Source organism: Aminobacter sp. MSH1 (genome assembly GCF_003071665.1).
In the GTDB taxonomy this organism is placed as follows: Bacteria; Pseudomonadota; Alphaproteobacteria; order Rhizobiales; family Rhizobiaceae; genus Aminobacter; species Aminobacter niigataensis.
The window spans coordinates 4,663,886-4,680,486 of record NZ_CP026265.1 but is presented as its reverse complement, the minus strand read 5'-3'; the positions used below and the strand labels follow the sequence as shown (position 1 = coordinate 4,680,486).

The window sequence follows — 16,601 nt, the reverse complement described above, 5'->3', positions numbered from 1 at the left end:
GCCGGCTGTCATTCCTTCTCGAGCCGGTACTCGCCGGTCTCGGGATCCTTGACCAGCGTGCCCGAAGCGCCGGTCTGGCGCTGGCGCTCGTTGCGCCGCACCTTGGCCGTCACCCGCTCGGCCTCCCTGATGAAGGAGCGATAGCCGATATAGGCGACCACGCCGACAAGCGCGAAAAAGATGAGCTGAGGCATCGTCATTCTCCTCCCTTCGGTTGCCGGTGTTTCCGGCCTGCCGGGATCATTCCCCGATGATAGTCCGCGGTTGCGGCTTTTTCAAAGGCCGAACCGGCTCCACAATGCGCGTTCTTCCGCCGCATCCACCAGCCCGGAGGCGGCTGCGCCCACAGCATCGGGCGTCAAGCCCAGGGCCGATGAGCCGAGGCCGAGCCGGCGGCCGAACAGGCCACGCGGCGCGGTGATGAGCTTGAGTTCGGCCTTGGCGCCGTAGCGGTCCTTGAGTACTGTGCGCATGTCGCCAAGGGAATCGACGAGGCCGAGTTCGAGGCCCTTCTTGCCCGACCAGAACAGGCCGGTGAACATGTCAGGATCGTCCTTGAGTTTGCCGCGGCGACGGTCCTTGACCATGTCGATGAAGGTCTCGTGCACTTCGAGCTGCAGCTTCTTCAGCCGCTCGATGTCCTCTGCCTTTTCCGGCTGGAACGGATCGAGCGTCGCCTTGTTCTCGCCCGCCGTATAGACGCGCCGCTCGACGCCGATCTTCTTGATCAGGTCGGTGAAGCCGAAGGAAGCGGAGACCACGCCGATCGATCCGACGATGGAGGAGGGATCGGCGATGATCTCGTCGCCGGCAATCGCAATCATGTAGCCGCCGGATGCGGCGACGTCCTCGACGAAAACCAGCACCTTCTTGTTCTTCTCGGCGGCAAGGTCGCGGATGCGCTTGTAGATCAGCCGCGACTGCACCGGCGAACCGCCGGGCGAGTTGATCGAGATGGCGACGACCGGCGCGCTGGAAATCGAAAATGCCTTTTCGATCAGTCCGGCTGTCGTTGCCAGCGAAAGTGTCTGTCGGAACTGGCCGCCGCCCGACATGATCGCGCCTTGCAGCCTGATGACGGGAATGACGACTTCGCCGCCACGCATCGATCTCGGCAGCAGTCGGCGGAACAGGTTCTTCACGGCTTGGTCTCTCCGGTCTGTGTCATGCGGGATGTATGTATTCTTGCGACATCCGCAATGTTTTCCCGTTGCTCAGTCGCCGAAAAGCGAAGATCGGCCGTTGCTTATATCGTTGGCGCGTTGCGAGAACCTGTCGTCCGCGTCGCGCAGCACCAATGGCGGGCAGAGAGCCAAGGGGGCCCGCGACGCCCGTACGGCGCGCACGATGACGCGTATCGCGGCGGCGTCGGCGCGTGGATGGACCGGCACGATCTCGACCTTGCCGAAGCGGCCGTCCATTGCGGTGAGGATGGGGGCCAGCTGTTCCGGCCGGGCGATGATGGCCAGCCCGCCGCGCGGCTTGACCATGGCAGCGGCACTCCTGATCCAGTTGTCGAACAGCCCGTCTTCCATGACATGCGCCTGCCGCTTCAGCGCATCCGGCGTCGGCCGGTGGTGCGGCGGATTGAAGGGCGGGTTCATGATGACGAAGTCGAGCGAGACGTCTGCAAGCCCGGCCCTGGCCCGTGCGTTGCCCGACAGCCCCACGTCGGCGACGAGCACCGAGGCGCGTCCGCTCAGTTGCGTGTTGCCGGGATGAGCAAGCGTAGCACAGGCAAAGGCTGCCATTTCAGGCGTGAGCTCGACCAGCAGCACCTCTGCCTGTTTGCAGCGTGAAGCGACCGCAAGTCCGGCTGCACCGGCGCCCGCGCCGAAATCGGCGACCCGGCCGGCGAAGGAGCCCGGAATCGCGGCGGCGAGCATGAGGGCGTCCATGCCGGCGCGGTGGCCGTTGTCCTTGGGCTGGACCAGCCAGAAGTCGCCGCGATGGAAGGCGTCCACCGTATGCGGCGGCAGGTCCACCTCCCGGGCTGGCGACGGTTCGGCTGTCACTTCTGGCGGATTTCGTTCTCGATGCCGGCGTCGATCAGCAACTGGCGCGCCTCGTCGGCGTCGTCCTCGTCGATCATGATGCGGCGTGGCAGGATGCCGATAGAACCGTCGAGCACGCTCATGTTCTGGTCGGCGACGAAGCAGCCGATGCCGGCATCGCGCAGCAGCGATTCCACGAAGGAGATGATGACGGCGTCGTTGGTGCGGATGAGTTCGATCATGTCGGAGAAATTCGCAGTTTGAGGCGGCGAAGTAAACGCTGCGTGTTGCACCGCGCCAATTCGCCACTTGCGGGCAGTGTGCATGCCGCCTTAGAATCGCCTAAGAGCTACGCGCGCGACCACGCGCCTGTGTAATTTGGGAGTGTTGGCCTTGGGTGTCGTTCTCAACATCGAGAAGGGAAAGCGGGACGCTGCGTCGATCAAGGATTTGATCGACCTGACTTCGGCCGACATGGCCAGGGTCAACGAGCTGATCCTTTCCAAGGCCGGCTCCGATGTCGAGATGATCCCGGAAGTCGCCAATCATCTCATTTCTTCGGGCGGCAAGCGCCTGAGGCCGATGCTGACCTTGGCCGCCGCCCAGATGTTCGGCTACACCGGCGAAAATCACGTCAGGCTCGCCACGTCGGTCGAGTTCATGCACACCGCAACGCTGCTGCATGACGACGTCGTCGACGAGAGCGACCTGCGTCGAGGCAAGAAAACTGCGCGTACCATCTGGGGCAACCAGGCGAGCGTGCTCGTCGGCGACTTCCTGCTCGGCCAGGCGTTCCGCATGATGGTCGAGGTCGGTTCGCTCGAGGCACTCGACATCCTGTCCTCGGCCGCATCGATCATCGCCGAGGGCGAGGTCATGCAGCTTGCCGCGGCCAAGAACCTCGAAACCACCGAGGACGAGCATTTCGCCGTCATCAAGGCAAAGACCGCGGCGCTGTTTTCTGCGGCCGCCGAAGTCGGCCCGGTCATCGCCGGCGCCTCGAAAAACGACAAGGCGGCACTGCGCTCCTACGGCATGAATCTTGGCCTTGCCTTCCAGCTCATCGACGATGCGCTGGATTATGGCGGTTCGAGCAAGGACCTCGGCAAGAATGTCGGCGACGACTTCCGCGAGGGCAAGGTCACGTTGCCGGTCATCCTGAGCTATCGCCGGGGCACCGCTGCCGAACGTGCTTTCTGGAAGAGCGCGATCGAGGACGGCGCCACCGACGACGCGGCGCTGGAGAAGGCCGTCGGCCTGATGGTGCGGCACGGGGCAATCGCCGACACGATCGGACGCGCCAGCCATTTCGGCGAGATTGCCCGCGACGCGCTGGCTCCGCTCGAGCAGACGCCGCAGAAGGCGGCACTGCTCGACGTCATCGATTTCTGCATAAGCCGCGTCGTCTGAGGCCGCAGACGGCCTTGCGCCCGGCGCCGGACTCGTGAAAACCTTGAGCCGGTTGTCGGATTGTGAAGCAGGTGCGGATTGATGCGCGACCCCAAAAAGGCCATGCTTGGCGCAGACAAGCGGTTGCGACCCGGCTTACGGGTGTCATGACGACCGTGGGACCTCACTAGGAAGGACTTTCATGCGGCAGCGACGCGCGATCTGGCTGTTGGGCCTTGCGGCTCTGGCGGGTTTTACCGCCCTGACCCAGCCCGGATATGCCAAACAGCTCACCGAGCCGGTTGAGATCAGCTCGTTTTCCGGAGCTTATCTGGCGGCACGTACCGCCGAAGCCGACGACGATCTGGACAGCGCCATTGCCTATTACAAGCGCGCCCTGGCCTTCGATCCCGAGGATACCGCCCTGCAGCAGAGCGTGATGCTGGCGCTGATCGCGCAAGGCCGCTTTGATGAATCGCTGCCCTATGCCCAGATGCTGAAGACGGTGCCGGACGTCGAGCGCTTCTCGCGCCTGGCGCTGGCTGTCGATACCTTCCGCAAGAAGGATTACGAAGCCGCCCAGAACTGGCTCAAGCTGGCACTCGAATCCGACCTCGACCGCCTGATCACCGGTGTGATGACCGGCTGGGCCAAGCAGGGTGAAGGCAAGGCCGGTGACGGGCTGCAGTTCCTCGACAAGCTCGAGGGACCCGAATGGTACGACCTGTTCAAGACCTACCATCGTGCGCTGATCGCCGAGGCTGCCGGCCAGAAAGACAAGGCCGGCGAGATCTACAAGGCGGCGATCGACAATCTTGGTGCCGGCAGCGCAGCTCCCGAAACCTGGATGCGTGCCGCCGAGGCCTATGCCGGCTTCCTGGCGCGCGGCGGCAAGAAGGCCGAGGCGCTGGCGATCCTCGACCGTGCCGATGAATTTGCGCCGGGCAAACTGCCGATTTCGTCCTTGCGCGAAAAGATCACCAAGGGCGAGAAGATTGCGCCGCTGGTCTCCGGCCCGAATGACGGTGCCGCCGAAATCCTGCTCAATCTGTCGACCGCGCTCAACCGCGGCGGCGGCGAGCCGTTCGTCAGGCTCTACCTGCAATACGCGCTGGCGCTGAAGCCGGAGAGCGACGAGTTGCTGGTGCAACTCGCGGCGATTGCCGAACAGCAGCAGGACGGTGAGCAGGCGATCGCACTCTATCGCCGCGTGCCGGCAAGTTCGCCGCTCAAGCGGCTGTCGGAACTGCAGCTTGGCCTCAACCTTGCCGACCTGAAGCGCCACGACGAAGCGATCAAGCACCTCAAGGCATTGGTCGACGCCAATCCCGATGACATGCGCGGTTATCTAGCGCTCGGCGGCGTCTATGCCGCGACCGACAACTATGGGGCTGCAGCCGATACCTACGACAAGGCGGTAGGTGTGCTGAAGGCGCCGACCAACGCCAACTGGAACGTCTTCTACCAGCGTGGCATCGCCTATGAGCGGCTCAAGGAATGGCAGAAGGCCGAGCCGAATTTCCGCGAGGCGCTGAAGCTGTTCCCCAACCAGCCGCAGGTGCTCAACTATCTCGGCTATTCCTGGGTCGACATGAACATCAATCTCGAGGAAGGCCTCGGGATGATCAAGCAGGCCGCCGATCTGCGCCCGAGCGACGGCTACATCATCGATTCGCTCGGCTGGGCCTATTATCGTCTTGGCCGCTTCGACGATGCCGTGCGCGAACTGGAGCGCGCCGTTTCGCTCAAGCCCGACGATGCGGTTTTGAACGACCACCTTGGCGATGCTTACTGGCGTGCCGGGCGCAGGCTCGAAGCGACCTTCCAGTGGAGCCATGCGCGCGACATGAAGCCGGAGCCGAATGTTCTGGCCGACGTCGAACAGAAACTGGCGAAAGGCATGCCGCCGCTGCCGGAGAAGCCCACGGCACTCGAAGCCCCGGCAAAGCCACCATTGGTCAAGCCGGCAGCCCCGGCGACGGACAGCCAGAAGAAGAGCGAGCTTGAAACGCCGGCGCCAGAGCCTGTGATCGAGGCCATTCCCGCCGCCTACAAGGTGCAGCGCGGCCAGTCGCTGTGGTCGATCGCCAACGAGGTGCTGGGCAACGGCGACCGCTATCGCGAACTGCTCGATCTCAATCCCGAACTGCGCGGCGATCCGGCCCGGCTGGCGCCCGGTCAGGAACTGCGTCTGCCGGGCAATTGACCGGCAGCGAAGGCGGCGGCTGAGTGCCGCTGCTTGACCCATATCTTCGGGCGGAATAGGACGGGGCCTCTCTGGCCCCGTTTTGCTGCGGGGCGCCAATGATCGAGCGTTGCCCGTGACCAACACCATGCCTGCCCACATGCACCCCAGCCGCTCGTTCCAGGGGCTGATCCTGACGCTGCACAATTTCTGGGCCGCGCAGGGCTGCATCATCCTGCAGCCATACGACATGGAAGTGGGCGCCGGTACCTTCCATCCGGCGACGACCTTGCGTGCGCTCGGTCCCCGGCGTTGGAACGCGGCTTACGTGCAGCCGTCGCGCCGTCCCAAGGACGGCCGCTATGGCGAGAACCCCAACCGGCTGCAGCATTACTACCAGTATCAGGTGATCCTGAAGCCGAACCCGTCCAACCTGCAGGAACTCTATCTCGGCTCGTTGAAGGCGATCGGCATCGACCCGCTGGTGCATGACATCCGCTTCGTCGAGGACGATTGGGAAAGCCCGACGCTGGGCGCCTGGGGCCTTGGCTGGGAGTGCTGGTGCGACGGTATGGAAGTGTCGCAGTTCACCTACTTCCAGCAGGTCTGCGGCATCGAATGCGCGCCCGTGGCCGGCGAGCTGACCTATGGCCTCGAGCGCCTGGCGATGTATGTGCAGGGCGTCGACAACGTCTACGACCTCAATTTCAACGGCCTCGAGGGCGACGAGAAGGTCACCTATGGCGAGGTCTTCCTGCAGGCCGAGCAGGAATATTCCCGGCACAATTTCGAGCACGCCAACACGGCGATGCTCCTCAGGCATTTCGAGGATGCCGAGGCCGAGTGCAAGGCGCTGCTGGCTGCAGGCGCACCCGCCGAAGGCGGCAATCTTGCCCAGCACAAGATGGTGTTCCCGGCCTACGACCAGTGCATCAAGGCGAGCCATGTCTTCAACCTCCTCGACGCACGCGGCGTGATCTCGGTCACCGAGCGCCAGAGCTACATCCTGCGCGTTCGCAACCTGTCCAAGGCGTGCGGCGAGGCCTTCCTGCTGACGGAAGCGGGTGGCCTGGCGGCCTGAGGCTCGCCAGGAGCGATGCTTCAACGTTGCGCTAAGCTGGAATAGCGAATTCCAGTCCCGCCGCGAGGTGCGTCTGGACGACCTCGCCATTTATCGTCTGCAGCGCCTTGCGCACGCCCGGCATCCTGAATTCGGTCGGTGCCGCCACATGCATGGCGAGCAGGGCGCTGAGGCTGAGGATCTGGAGCAGGGCGGAGGCGGTTTTCATTGTCGTTCGGCCAATAGGTGTCTGTCTGAGCGTGGGTCGCTCGAGCGCAGCGTTCGGTTCATGGAAATCTTCATCCCAAGGACGATTCGATCGGCCGCGGCCCGACAGCCGCATGGAATTTTGCTCGACGCGCACTGGAGGTGACAGCGGGCAGCTGAGTTGCTATGCCGCGCGGACCATTTCCCGCGTGAGCCCGTCCGATGCCCGATCTGCTTTTAGAGTTGCGTTCCGAAGAAATCCCCGCGCGCATGCAGCGCAAGGCGGCGGGCGATCTCAGGAAGATGCTGACCGACGGTCTGGTCGAGGCCGGGCTGACCTATGAGGCGGCGCGCGAATACTGGACGCCGCGCCGGCTGACGCTCGACATCAGGGGGCTGACGGCTCGCTCCAAGGACATTCGCGAGGAACGCAAGGGCCCGAGCACCAAGGCGCCGGAAGCGGCGATCCAGGGCTTCCTGCGCAGCGCCGGCCTCGCCTCGATCTCCGAGGCCCATGTCCACAGCGATCCCAAGAAGGGTGATTTCTACGTCGCCCACATCTCCAAGCCGGGCCGTTCGGCCGAGGAGATCATCGCCGAGCTGATGCCGGCGATCGTCAAGAGCTTCCCTTGGCCGAAGTCGATGCGCTGGGGCCCGGCCTCGGCCAAGCCGGGCAGCCTGCGCTGGGTGCGTCCGCTGCAGTCGATCGTCTGCACCTTCGGTCCCGAGACCGAGGAGCCAGTCGTCATCGACTTCGAGGTCGACGGCATCCGTTCGGGCAACGTCACCTACGGCCACCGTTTCCACGCGCCCGAGGCGATCACCGTACGCCGCTTCGACGATTATGCCGCCAAGCTGGAGGCCGCCAAGGTGGTCATCGACGCCGACCGCCGCAAGGAGATGATCGTCGCCGACGCGCGCAACCTGGCCTTTGCCAGCGGGCTCGAACTGGTCGAGGACGAGGGGCTGCTGGAAGAGGTTTCAGGGCTGGTCGAATGGCCGGTCGTGCTGATGGGCACCTTCGAGGATGCCTTCCTGGAGATTCCGGCCGAGGTGATCCGGCTGACCATCCGGGCCAACCAGAAGTGCTTCGTCACGCGGCCGCAGGGCCAGGAGGATGCGCTCTCCAACCATTTCATCCTGACCTCGAACATCGAGGCTAAGGACGGCGGCAAGGAGATCGCCCACGGCAACGGCAAGGTGGTGCGCGCGCGCTTGTCGGACGCGCTCTATTTTTGGAACACCGACCAGGGCGACCTGCCCGACCTCGGCACGCTGAAGTCGTCGGCGGAAGCCTTCGCCCTCGACCTCAGGAAGCCGCTTGACCAGCGCATGGCCCGCCTCGACCATCTCGGCGTGACCTTCCACGCCAAGCTCGGCACGCAAGGCGCGCGCGTCCAGCGTATCCGCGGGCTGGCCCGCGCCATTGCGCCGCTGGTCGGTGCCGAACCGAAGCTGGCCGACCGCGCGGCCGTGCTCGCCAAGGCTGACCTGCAGACCGAGGTCGTCGGCGAGTTCCCCGAACTGCAGGGTGCCATGGGCCGCAAATATGCGTTGCTGCAGGGCGAAAGCCCGTCGGTCGCTGCCGCTCTCGAAGAACACTACAAGCCGCAGGGCCCTTCCGACCGCGTGCCGGCAGATCCGGTTTCGGTGTCGGTGGCGCTCGCCGACAAGCTCGACACGCTGGTCGGCTTCTGGACCATCGATGAGAAGCCGACGGGTTCGAAGGACCCCTATGCGCTTCGTCGCGCCGCCCTCGGTATCGTCAGGATCATCCTGTCGGCGCGTGGCAGCCTGCCGTTGCAGGGGCTGTTCGATGCAGCACTTGGGCAGCTCGAGGAGGCCTCCGTCCAGCGCCGGCTGGCGGCGTTCGAAGCCTCGCAGGCGGCGATCGACAGCGGCGATGTCGATGGCGAGCAGGATGTCGACAACGCGCTTGCCGCCTACGAGGCCGAGCTGCGCCAGGAAGTCATCGCAGGTGCCGGCGCGCTCAAGGCCGACCTGCTGGCGTTCTTCCATGACCGTCTCAAGGTCTACCTGCGCGAGCTCGGCGCCCGCCACGACCTGATCGACGCGGTGATCACGCCTGATGCCGACGACCTGTTGACCATCACCCGCCGGGTCGAGGCGCTGGGGCAGTTCCTCGACACCGAGGACGGCAAGAACCTGCTTGCCGGCACCAAGCGCGCGGCGAACATCCTGGCTGCCGAGGAGAAGAAGGGCACGGCCGTAGCCGCCGCCGTCGACCCCGGCCTGTTCCGCGAGGAAGCCGAGAAGGCGCTGTTCGCGCCGATGAATCAGGCCATCAGCGAAGCCGGCCAAGCCATACGGAATGAAGACTTTTCCGGCGCCATGCGCGCGCTGAGCGTGCTGCGTGAACCGGTTGATTCATTCTTCGAGAAGGTTCTGGTCAATGACGAGGATCTGTCCGTGCGGGCAAATCGCCTGGCGCTGCTCGCCCGCATCCGTGCGGCGACCGACCAGGTTGCCGATTTCTCCAAGATCGCAGGCTGAGGCGGGGCGGCGCAGGGCCGCCCTCGCATATTGCTAGTCGAGCAGGCGGACCCTGACGCTCTCGCGGTAGACCTCGACCTCGATCAGCGGATCGCCGTGCAAGATGGCGCTGCGGGTCGAATTGCTCATCGCGCCTGGCCGGTTCAACAACTGCTCGAAGCGAGCGCGCTTGGCATTGGTCGTGAACCAGCCGTCGATGTCGTCTTCCTCGTCGGTCTGGATGTGCCGGTGGACGTTGGCGCGATCCTGCCGCACGACCTGGGCTGCGCTGTCGAGCGCATAGCCGTCACTGGCCTGGTGATCCCGTTCCGAGATGCGTGCGACATAGGTGCCGAGCAACTGGTCGGCCTGCGCGGCGCTTGCACCGAGGAAGAGTGCGGCGGCGAGCCCTACCGACGTCAAACGAATTGCCTTCATGGATCAACCCCTTGTCCAAATCTGCGTATGTGCCGTTCGCGCGGCATCGAACGCTGCGCGAACCTGCACATCGACTGGAAGGCGGTCAAGCCAGTCTACTGTGTTTCGACCGGCACTGCTGGATCGACTGCTGCGTGGTCAGACGACGCCGGCAGGGCAGGCTGGCCGCTGGCGGCCTGCTGGGCAGGCGCGGCGGCATCTGCCGAGGCCGGCGCAGCCGATGCCGGTTCCGGCGATGCGCTGCCGACCTCGCCGCCGCGTATGACCATCATTTCGGGGGCCAGTTCGGGGCTGGAGCTCTTGGCGTCGACTGCGGCAACCTTGCCGGTATCGATGCCTGGCATGCCGATCGCGACGATTGCGCCGGATGTCGACTTCGGTACTTCGACGGTGATCGACGACGGGCTGGCCGCGTCGTCTTTGACGACGACGATCGATGACGCATGGGCCGACCCGGAAGCGACGATGCCGGCAACAAGAAACGCAGCAAACAGGCGCATTTAGCCCTCAGTTTTGAATCAACCTTTGAGGGCAATGTAGCTGGCCGGCGGTTGCAGCCGGCTTGCGAAGATGCCCTGCATTTTAGGCAATGGCTGAATTTGTGGGTCTCGGTCTTGTCGCCCAGCCGGATGCGGGCTAGGGACCGGGGCATTCAACTGGAATGCTATGACGTGGCGGAATTGATCGCAGCGGACAAGGCGATGGACGCGGCACTGGCCCTGCTCCGCGCAGGCGAAGTTGTCGCCATCCCGACCGAGACCGTCTATGGCCTTGCCGGCGACGCCACCAATGGCGAGGCGGTCGCCCGCATCTTCGAGGCCAAGGGCCGCCCGCGTTTCAATCCCCTGATCGCTCATGTCGCCGACATGGCCATGGCCGAGCGCATCGGCGTCTTCGATCCGCTGTCGCGGAGGCTGGCGGAAAAATTCTGGCCCGGCCCGCTGACGCTGGTCGTGCCGCTGCGTGCTGGATCAGGCATTCATCCATTGGTCACGGCCGGTCTCGACACGATTGCACTGCGCATGCCCAAGGGATTTGGCGGCACGCTGATCGCAAGGCTCGGGAGGCCGCTGGCGGCACCCAGTGCCAACACGTCGGGCAAGATCAGTTCGACCAGCGGCGAGGCGGTGGCGAGCGACCTTGGTGGCCGTATTCCGCTTGTCGTCGATGGTGGCGCCACGCCGGTCGGGCTCGAGTCGACGATCGTCAAGGTCGAGGACGGCAAGGTGCGCCTGCTGCGCCCGGGCGGAGTTGCCGCCAGCGAGATCGAAGCGGTAGCCGGCGCGCCTTTGCTGCGCGGTGCCACCGCCGGCATCGAAGCGCCGGGCATGCTCGCCTCGCACTATGCGCCGGGTGCCGCGATGCGGCTCAACGCAGGTATCGTCGGGGCAGGCGAGGCGCTGCTCGGCTTCGGGCCGAAGCGTGCCGAAGGCTGGCAGCAGGCGCGCGCCTTCTTGAACCTCTCCGAGAGCGGCGACCTGCGCGAAGCGGCGACAAATCTGTTTGCCCATCTTCAGGCGCTCGACCGCAGCGGTGCCGCAATGATAGCCGTCGAGCCGGTGCCATCAGAAGAGCTCGGCGAAGCGATCAACGACCGGCTGGCACGTGCGGCAGCACCCCGTGACAATCCCCACGTCTGAATTTAGCTTCACAAGATGACGCAAAACCTTCCCGGTCTCGATCCTGCGCTCGCCGAGCGCTTTGCCGCCATCGTAGGTGAGCGCTACGCCGTTCGCGCCGAGGCCGACATCGAGCCCTATGTGCATGAGCCACGTGGGCTGTTCACCGGCGCAACCACGCTGGTGCTGCGCCCGGGCAGCGTCGAGGAGGTCAGCGCCATCATGAAGCTCGCCTCTGAGACGCGCACGCCGATCGTGCCGCAGGGCGGCAACACCGGGCTTGTCGGCGGTCAGGTTCCCGACCGTTCGGGTGGCCAGGTCGTGCTGTCGCTGTCGCGGCTCAATCGGATCAGGGAGATCGACCCCGTTTCCAACACGGTGATCGCCGAAGCCGGCGTCGTGCTCGACACGTTGCACAAGGCGGCCGACGAGGTCGGCCGGCTCTATCCGCTGTCGCTGGCGTCGCAAGGCTCCTGCCAGATCGGCGGCAACCTGTCGTCCAACGCCGGCGGTACAGGCGTCGTGGCCTATGGCAATGCCCGCGAACTCTGCCTCGGCGTCGAGGTGGTGCTGCCCACCGGCGAGGTGCTGGACGATCTGCGCAAGCTCAAGAAGGACAATACCGGCTACGACCTGAAGAACCTGTTCGTCGGTGCGGAAGGCACGCTCGGCATCATCACCGCCGCCGTGCTCAAGCTCTTCCCGAAGCCGAAGGGGCGCGAAGTTGCCTGGGTCGGCCTGCCGTCGGCCGAGGCGGCTTTGGCGCTGTTCAACATTGCGCAGGACCTTGGCGGAGGGGCGCTTACCGCTTTCGAGCTCATCGGCCGGACGCCCATGAGCTTCGCCATGCGCCACATCCCCGATGCCCGGCCTCCTCTCACTGGCGACTGGCAGTGGGAAGTGCTGATGGAAATCTCGTCGGGCCGTTCGGCCGAGGATGCACGCACGCTGATCGAGGATATCCTGTCTGCCGGTTTCGAGGCCGAACAGGTCGGCGATGCGGTGATTGCCGCGAGCGTCGGCCAGGCGAACGAGTTCTGGCGCCTGCGCGAGATGCTGCCAGAATCACAGAAGCCGGAAGGCGCCTCGATCAAGCACGACATATCGGTGCCCATCGCCAGTATTCCGGCTTTCATCGAGCAGGCGGCAGTGGCTGTTGCCGGAGTGTGTGCCGAGGCGCGGGTGGTCTGCTTCGGCCATATGGGCGACGGCAATCTGCACTACAACATCTCGCAGCCGGTGGGCATGGAAGCTGCGGCGTTCCTCGCCCTGTACCGCGACATGAACAAGGCAGTTCACGACGTGGTCCGTAGCATGAATGGCTCGATCTCCGCCGAGCACGGCATAGGCCAGCTCAAGCGCGACGAGCTGATTGCCACAGCACCTCCGCACGCCATCGAGCTGATGCGCAGGGTCAAGTCGGCGTTCGATCCTGCCGGGATCATGAACCCCGGCAAGACGATTTGAACGTCTCTGGTGGCATTCCGATAACCATCGCCGCGATCAGCAAAATTTAACCGAATTTCTTAAGCGGGGCGGTAAGGCGACCCCGCTAGTGTCCTTCCCAACGAGACCGGGAAAACTGGTCCGGAGAGACCGGAACCGGCTCTCAGGAGATAACAGGAAGGCACAATATGAACACCGGACTGAAGCCAGTCTGGGCGGGACGCAACATGCGCCTCGACCCGTTCCGCTTGCCGCAGATGGTCAGCTACGCCACGCGTGACGACCTTGGCGACGTCACCTTCACCATCGACCATCGCGGCGCGGTCATCCGCCGGGTGCTGGCGCAGAGCGGGCTCCCCGCCATCATCGCACTGCCGGCCCGCGCCTTTCGCGGTGTCGCTGCGCGTGCCATGGAGGACGAGAACCTCAACGTCACGGTGACGCTCGAACTGCTGCACAACGATCCGATGCTGTCGGTGCCGCTGCTGGTTGCCCACGATCTCGACGACGTTGCCGCCGACTGGCGCGCCTGGGCCGACTTCTACAGCCTGCCGATGCTGCTGATCGAGGCGGACGGCATTGCCCGTACGCTCGAGGAGTCGCTCGGTGCGGCGATCAAGACCATGCCGGCGCAGGAACGCCGCAAGGGTCGCGTGTCGCGCATGCGCCGGCCGCGCTTCCTCGCCCGCCGCAAGTCTGGCAATCTCGGCGTGCGCCTCGTCATCGACGGCGAGGAGATCATCGCCCGGGCGTGATCAGATCAGCGGCTTCAGCGCCACCCAGGCGCCGCCGCAAAGCAAGCCGATGAAGATGATCCATCCGACCTGGCCGTTCGACCTGAACAGTCGGAGGCACTGGTCGGGATCGTCGATATCGAGCGACGTGATCTGCCGCGCCATGTGGATGCCGGCGGCAACCAGTCCTGCCAGCGCCGGCATCGGCACCTGCGCGATGGCAAAGGCCGTTGCAAACAGCATCAGCGCCCCGGCGTACAAGCCGACCAGCCACGATTTGGTGTTTTCGCCGAAGAAACGTGCCGTCGACTTCACGCCGACGAGCGCGTCGTCTTCCTTGTCCTGGTGGGCGTAGATCGTGTCGTAGCCGATCACCCACATGACCGATCCGAAATAGAGCAGCACGGCCGGCGCGTCGAGGTCGCCGAACTCGGCCGCCCAGCCCATCAGCGCGCCCCACGAGAAGGCGAGGCCCAGAACGAACTGCGGCCAGTTGGTGATGCGCTTCATAAACGGGTAGATCGCGACGATCACCAACGACGAGATGCCGAGCAGGATGGCGAAGCTGTTGAACTGCAACAGCACGACAAACCCGACCAGCGCCTGGAGCACCAGGAATGTCCAGGCCTGCCTGCGCGTGACCTGGCCGGAGGGCAGGGGGCGCGACCGGGTGCGCTCGACCTGCGCGTCGATGCCTTCGTCGACGATGTCGTTATAGGTGCAGCCGGCGCCGCGCATGGCGACGGCGCCGACGAGAAACAGAAAGAGAAACCAGGGCGATGGAAGCAGCGACATCAGGCTGTCGGCCGGCCTCGCATAGGCGCTCGCCGCCATCGCCGCCGACCACCAGCACGGCCAGAGCAACAGCACCCAGCCGATCGGCCGATCCCAGCGCGCGAGCTGCGCGTAGGGCCAGAGGCCGCGCGGCAAGGCGCGGTAAACCCAATGTCCGCTGGGGGCGTCGGCGACCCGGCCCTGGCCGGCTTTCGATTGGATCTGTTCCATGTGACGGGAGTGCCAGCGAGGCGGGCGGGCGTCAAGCGGCTGCAGCTTGAAGCGACCAATCTGTACGTGTATATGTACGGGACGGATCAAGGAGGTCAACATGACGTATGTCACGCTTACCGAACTTCGCGCCAACATGGCCAAGCATTTCGACAAGGTCGAGGAAGACCGGATCGAATTGGTGGTGACTAGGCAGAATCATGAGCCGATGGTGGTCATGGCCCTGTCCGAGCTTGAGGGGCTTCGCGAAACCCTGCATTTGCTGAGTTCGCGTGCCAACGCCGAGCATCTCCAGCGCTCCATCGATGAACTCAATGCTGGCACCGGCCTCGAACGAGACCTCATCGAGTGATGCTGATCATTTTTTCGGAAGCCTCCTGGTCCGATTATCTGTTCTGGCAGCAGAGCGATAGGACCGTTTGCAACCGCATCAATGAACTCATCAAGGATACTAGGCGCTCGCCCTTCGTCGGCATTGGCAAGCCCGAGCCGCTTTCCGGCAATTTTGCCGGCTTCTGGTCGCGCCGTATCACGCGCGAGCACCGGCTCGTCTATCGGGTGACCGGCAAGGGCGATACCCAGGCCTTGGAGATTGCCGCCTGCCGCTATCATTACGACAAGTAGCTGTTGCTGTTGCGAATGGCGGGACGCGCGAACGCGATCTTTCCTTGACCTCGTCCCTCTCGACCACTAGCGGGTGCATCAAATTCCGCATCGGCAAGAGGTCAAGCGCATGAACATCCTGCTCATCGGCTCCGGCGGCCGCGAACACGCGCTGGCCTGGAAGCTTGCGGCATCGCCGATGCTGACCAGGCTTTATGCCGCGCCCGGCAATCCCGGCATTGCCCAGGAAACCGAGCTCGTGGCGCTCGACCTTGCCGACCACGCGGCGGTCGTCTCTTTCTGCAAGGACAAGGCCATCGATCTTGTCGTCGTGGGGCCTGAGGGCCCGCTGGTGGCGGGTATCGGCGATGACCTGCGCGCGGCAGGCATTCGCGTGTTTGGCCCGTCGAAGGCGGCCGCCCAGCTCGAGGGCTCCAAGGGCTTCACCAAGGATCTCTGCGCCCGCTACGGTATCCCGACCGCTGCCTATGGTCGTTTCGACAATGCCGCCGAGGCCCGCGCCTATGTCGAGAAGATGGGAGCGCCGATCGTCATCAAGGCGGACGGCCTGGCTGCCGGCAAGGGCGTGACCGTGGCGATGACGCTGGATGAGGCACTGGGCGCCGTGGACGGCTGCTTCGACGGTGCCTTTGGCGGTGCCGGCGCATCGGTGGTCGTCGAGGAATTCATGACCGGCGAGGAAGCGAGCTTCTTCTGCTTGTGCGACGGCAAGACAGCACTGCCGTTCGGCACGGCGCAGGACCACAAGCGCGTCGGCGACGGTGACGTTGGCCCCAACACCGGCGGTATGGGCGCCTATTCGCCGGCGCCCGTCATGACACCCGAACTGATCGAGCAGACGATGCGCGAGATCGTCGAGCCGACGATGCGCGGCATGGCTGAGATGGGCTCGCCCTTTGCCGGGGTGCTGTTTGCCGGCCTGATGCTGACCGACAAGGGGCCGAGGCTGATCGAATACAACACCCGCTTCGGCGATCCCGAATGCCAGGTGCTGATGCTGCGGCTGAAGGAAGACCTGCTCGTGCTGCTCAACGCTGCCACGGACGGCCAGCTCGCGCATGTCTCGGCGCGCTGGCGCGACGAGGCCGCCCTTACCGTCGTGATGGCGGCGAAGGGCTACCCCGGCACGCCGGAAAAGGGCTCGGTCATCTCTGGCATCGACAAGGCCGAAGCCTCCGGCGCCCGGGTGTTCCATGCCGGCACCGCCGTGCAGGGCGGCAACATCGTCGCCAATGGCGGCCGCGTGCTGAACGTCACGGCGATCGGCAGCAATGTCAGCGAAGCGCAACAGAAAGCCTATGCTGCGGTCGATCTGGTCGACTGGCCGGAGGGCTTCTGTCGCCGCGACATCGGCTGGCTTGCGGTGGAACGCGAACAGCGGAAGTAGGCGCCGGATTTAGGCGCCTC

Annotated in this window: 18 protein-coding genes; 10 read left to right on the top strand and 8 right to left on the bottom strand. The window is 64.8% G+C overall.

The window, feature by feature from the left end; genetic code table 11:
• Positions 1-8: 8 nt before the first annotated feature.
• From CO731_RS23105 to CO731_RS23090, 4 genes are all read right to left on the bottom strand, one after another.
• Positions 9-194: a hypothetical protein gene (locus CO731_RS23105; protein ID WP_108608990.1), complete on the bottom strand. Its 186-nt coding sequence runs from the start codon at positions 192-194 to the stop codon at positions 9-11.
• A gap of 81 nt (positions 195-275) precedes the next feature.
• The gene (locus CO731_RS23100) at positions 276-1,142 is read right to left on the bottom strand and encodes a S49 family peptidase (RefSeq protein WP_108608989.1); all 867 of its coding nucleotides are present in this window, start codon (positions 1,140-1,142) and stop codon (positions 276-278) included.
• A gap of 72 nt (positions 1,143-1,214) precedes the next feature.
• Positions 1,215-2,015, bottom strand: a complete 801-nt coding sequence (locus tag CO731_RS23095; protein WP_108608988.1) for a methyltransferase — start codon at positions 2,013-2,015, stop codon at positions 1,215-1,217.
• Positions 2,012-2,236, bottom strand: coding sequence for a DUF2007 domain-containing protein (locus CO731_RS23090; protein WP_108608987.1), 225 nt, complete (start codon positions 2,234-2,236; stop codon positions 2,012-2,014). The genes CO731_RS23095 and CO731_RS23090 overlap by 4 nt, the downstream gene beginning before the upstream one ends.
• A 151-nt stretch (positions 2,237-2,387) precedes the next feature.
• Here CO731_RS23090 and CO731_RS23085 point away from each other — a divergent pair, with 151 nt between their 5' ends.
• The 3 genes from CO731_RS23085 (at position 2,388) to CO731_RS23075 (ending at position 6,649) form a co-directional block, all read left to right on the top strand.
• On the top strand, positions 2,388-3,404 hold the full coding sequence (locus CO731_RS23085) for a polyprenyl synthetase family protein (RefSeq protein WP_108608986.1): 1,017 nt from the start codon (positions 2,388-2,390) through the stop codon (positions 3,402-3,404).
• A gap of 181 nt (positions 3,405-3,585) precedes the next feature.
• A complete protein-coding gene (locus CO731_RS23080; protein ID WP_108608985.1) occupies positions 3,586-5,589 on the top strand; it encodes a tetratricopeptide repeat protein in 2,004 nt (667 codons plus the stop codon).
• A 115-nt stretch (positions 5,590-5,704) separates the two neighbouring features.
• Positions 5,705-6,649, top strand: coding sequence for a glycine--tRNA ligase subunit alpha (locus tag CO731_RS23075; RefSeq protein WP_108608984.1), 945 nt, complete (start codon positions 5,705-5,707; stop codon positions 6,647-6,649).
• Positions 6,650-6,680: 31 nt separating this feature from the next.
• Here the strand turns inward: CO731_RS23075 and CO731_RS28820 are convergent, their stop codons facing one another.
• Complete coding sequence (locus CO731_RS28820; RefSeq protein ID WP_159091687.1) at positions 6,681-6,857, bottom strand: hypothetical protein; 177 nt, start codon at positions 6,855-6,857, stop codon at positions 6,681-6,683.
• Positions 6,858-7,057: 200 nt separating this feature from the next.
• Here CO731_RS28820 and glyS point away from each other — a divergent pair, with 200 nt between their 5' ends.
• Positions 7,058-9,349, top strand: coding sequence for a glycine--tRNA ligase subunit beta (glyS, locus tag CO731_RS23070; protein ID WP_108608983.1), 2,292 nt, complete (start codon positions 7,058-7,060; stop codon positions 9,347-9,349).
• Positions 9,350-9,382: 33 nt separating this feature from the next.
• Here glyS and CO731_RS23065 read toward each other — a convergent pair whose 3' ends face one another.
• On the bottom strand, positions 9,383-9,766 hold the full coding sequence (locus tag CO731_RS23065; protein ID WP_108608982.1) for a hypothetical protein: 384 nt from the start codon (positions 9,764-9,766) through the stop codon (positions 9,383-9,385).
• A 95-nt stretch (positions 9,767-9,861) separates the two neighbouring features.
• Positions 9,862-10,266 carry a hypothetical protein gene (locus CO731_RS23060; protein WP_108608981.1) on the bottom strand — a complete coding sequence of 135 codons (405 nt, stop codon included), beginning with the start codon at positions 10,264-10,266 and terminating at the stop codon, positions 9,862-9,864.
• Positions 10,267-10,437: 171 nt separating this feature from the next.
• Here CO731_RS23060 and CO731_RS23055 point away from each other — a divergent pair, with 171 nt between their 5' ends.
• From CO731_RS23055 to CO731_RS23045, 3 genes are all read left to right on the top strand, one after another.
• Positions 10,438-11,406 (top strand): L-threonylcarbamoyladenylate synthase, encoded by a 969-nt coding sequence (locus tag CO731_RS23055; protein ID WP_245439493.1) that lies wholly within the window; start codon positions 10,438-10,440, stop codon positions 11,404-11,406.
• A 15-nt stretch (positions 11,407-11,421) separates the two neighbouring features.
• On the top strand, positions 11,422-12,852 hold the full coding sequence (locus CO731_RS23050) for an FAD-binding oxidoreductase (protein WP_108608979.1): 1,431 nt from the start codon (positions 11,422-11,424) through the stop codon (positions 12,850-12,852).
• 167 nt (positions 12,853-13,019) lie between these two features.
• Entirely contained in the window at positions 13,020-13,586 is a 567-nt protein-coding gene (locus CO731_RS23045) for a DUF6101 family protein (protein ID WP_108608978.1), read from the top strand.
• Here the strand turns inward: CO731_RS23045 and ubiA are convergent, their stop codons facing one another.
• Positions 13,587-14,570 (bottom strand): 4-hydroxybenzoate octaprenyltransferase, encoded by a 984-nt coding sequence (gene ubiA / locus CO731_RS23040; RefSeq protein WP_108608977.1) that lies wholly within the window; start codon positions 14,568-14,570, stop codon positions 13,587-13,589.
• 100 nt (positions 14,571-14,670) lie between these two features.
• On the opposite strand from ubiA, the gene CO731_RS23035 reads away from it, so the two are divergent.
• From CO731_RS23035 to purD, 3 genes are all read left to right on the top strand, one after another.
• A complete protein-coding gene (locus tag CO731_RS23035; protein WP_108608976.1) occupies positions 14,671-14,922 on the top strand; it encodes a type II toxin-antitoxin system prevent-host-death family antitoxin in 252 nt (83 codons plus the stop codon).
• Positions 14,922-15,194 carry a Txe/YoeB family addiction module toxin gene (locus CO731_RS23030; RefSeq protein ID WP_108608975.1) on the top strand — a complete coding sequence of 91 codons (273 nt, stop codon included), beginning with the start codon at positions 14,922-14,924 and terminating at the stop codon, positions 15,192-15,194. Before CO731_RS23035 ends, CO731_RS23030 begins: the two co-directional genes overlap by 1 nt.
• Before the next feature lie 109 nt (positions 15,195-15,303).
• Entirely contained in the window at positions 15,304-16,581 is a 1,278-nt protein-coding gene (gene purD / locus CO731_RS23025) for a phosphoribosylamine--glycine ligase (protein WP_108608974.1), read from the top strand.
• Positions 16,582-16,601: the final 20 nt, after the last annotated feature.